Genomic DNA, 2684 nt, shown 5'->3' with positions numbered 1-2684 from the left:
ACACAGTGGACGCGAGCAACTGAGGACAAGCCCTCGGCCTATTAGTACCAGTCAACTCCACCCGTTACCGGGCTTCCATATCTGGCCTATCAACCCAGTCGTCTACTGGGAGCCTTACCCTCTCAAGGAGGTGGGAATACTCATCTCGAAGCAGGCTTCCCGCTTAGATGCTTTCAGCGGTTATCCCTCCCGAACGTAGCCAACCAGCCATGCCCTTGGCAGAACAACTGGCACACCAGAGGTTCGTCCGTCCCGGTCCTCTCGTACTAGGGACAGCCCTTCTCAATATTCCTACGCGCACAGCGGATAGGGACCGAACTGTCTCACGACGTTCTAAACCCAGCTCGCGTACCGCTTTAATGGGCGAACAGCCCAACCCTTGGGACCGACTCCAGCCCCAGGATGCGACGAGCCGACATCGAGGTGCCAAACCATCCCGTCGATATGGACTCTTGGGGAAGATCAGCCTGTTATCCCCGGGGTACCTTTTATCCGTTGAGCGACGGCGCTTCCACAAGCCACCGCCGGATCACTAGTCCCGACTTTCGTCCCTGCTCGACCCGTCGGTCTCACAGTCAAGCTCCCTTGTGCACTTACACTCAACACCTGATTGCCAACCAGGCTGAGGGAACCTTTGGGCGCCTCCGTTACTCTTTAGGAGGCAACCGCCCCAGTTAAACTACCCATCAGACACTGTCCCTGATCCGGATCACGGACCCAGGTTAGACATCCAGCACGACCAGACTGGTATTTCAACGACGACTCACCGCGAACTGGCGTCCGCGTTTCAAAGTCTCCCAGCTATCCTACACAAGCCGAACCGAACACCAATATCAAACTGTAGTAAAGGTCCCGGGGTCTTTCCGTCCTGCTGCGCGAAACGAGCATCTTTACTCGTAGTGCAATTTCACCGGGCCTATGGTTGAGACAGTCGAGAAGTCGTTACGCCATTCGTGCAGGTCGGAACTTACCCGACAAGGAATTTCGCTACCTTAGGATGGTTATAGTTACCACCGCCGTTTACTGGCGCTTAAGTTCTCAGCTTCGCCCCACCGAAATGGAGCTAACCGGTCCCCTTAACGTTCCAGCACCGGGCAGGCGTCAGTCCGTATACATCGCCTTACGGCTTCGCACGGACCTGTGTTTTTAGTAAACAGTCGCTTCTCGCTGGTCTCTGCGGCCACCCCCAGCTCGAACAGCAAGTGTTCTCACCAGGTGTGGCCCCCCTTCTCCCGAAGTTACGGGGGCATTTTGCCGAGTTCCTTAACCATAGTTCACCCGAACGCCTCGGTATTCTCTACCTGACCACCTGAGTCGGTTTAGGGTACGGGCCGCCATGAAACTCGCTAGAGGCTTTTCTCGACAGCATAGGATCATCCACTTCACCACAATCGGCTCGGCATCAGGTCTCAGCCGTATGCAAGGCGGATTTGCCTACCTTGCGGCCTACACCCTTACCCCGGGACAACCACCGCCCGGGATGGACTACCTTCCTGCGTCACCCCATCACTCACCTACTACAAGTCTGGTCCGTCGGCTCCACCACTCCCCTTTGCCCGAAGGCTCCGGGGCGGCTTCACGGACTTAGCATCGCCTGATTCAATGTTTGACGCTTCACAGCGGGTACCGGAATATCAACCGGTTATCCATCGACTACGCCTGTCGGCCTCGCCTTAGGTCCCGACTTACCCTGGGCAGATCAGCTTGACCCAGGAACCCTTAGTCAATCGGCGCAAACGTTTCTCACGTTTGTATCGCTACTCATGCCTGCATTCTCACTCGTCAACCGTCCACGACTACCTTCCGGTGCCGCTTCACCCGGCAGACGACGCTCCCCTACCCATCACAGCACCCGTTGGGGCTATATGTTGCAATGACACGACTTCGGCGGTACGCTTGAGCCCCGCTACATTGTCGGCGCGGAATCACTAGACCAGTGAGCTATTACGCACTCTTTCAAGGGTGGCTGCTTCTAAGCCAACCTCCTGGTTGTCTGTGCGACTCCACATCCTTTCCCACTTAGCGTACGCTTAGGGGCCTTAGTCGATGCTCTGGGCTGTTTCCCTCTCGACCATGGAGCTTATCCCCCACAGTCTCACTGCCGCGCTCTCACTTACCGGCATTCGGAGTTTGGCTAAGGTCAGTAACCCGGTAGGGCCCATCGCCTATCCAGTGCTCTACCTCCGGCAAGAAACACACGACGCTGCACCTAAATGCATTTCGGGGAGAACCAGCTATCACGGAGTTTGATTGGCCTTTCACCCCTAACCACAGGTCATCCCCCAGGTTTTCAACCCTGGTGGGTTCGGTCCTCCACGAAGTCTTACCTCCGCTTCAACCTGCCCATGGCTAGATCACTCCGCTTCGGGTCTTGAGCGCGCTACTATACCGCCCTATTCGGACTCGCTTTCGCTACGGCTTCCCCACACGGGTTAACCTCGCAACACACCGCAAACTCGCAGGCTCATTCTTCAAAAGGCACGCAGTCACACACGAAGTGCTCCCACGGCTTGTAGGCACACGGTTTCAGGTACTATTTCACTCCCCTCCCGGGGTACTTTTCACCATTCCCTCACGGTACTATCCGCTATCGGTCACCAGGGAATATTTAGGCTTAGCGGGTGGTCCCGCCAGATTCACACGGGATTTCTCGGGCCCCGTGCTACTTGGGTGTCTCTCAAACG

The 2684-nt window shown here is 56.5% G+C and carries 1 rRNA gene (cut by a window edge); it reads right to left on the bottom strand.

The window, feature by feature from the left end:
• Positions 1-21 precede the first annotated feature (21 nt).
• Positions 22-2684: ribosomal RNA gene (locus IPZ69_RS46285) — 23S ribosomal RNA — on the bottom strand; it runs 441 nt beyond the window's last position.

Source organism: Streptomyces olivochromogenes (assembly GCF_021538895.1).
GTDB lineage: Bacteria > Actinomycetota > Actinomycetes > Streptomycetales > Streptomycetaceae > Streptomyces > Streptomyces olivochromogenes_A.
The sequence above is the reverse complement of the archived record's forward strand: the minus strand, read 5'-3'. Positions and strand labels throughout refer to the sequence as shown.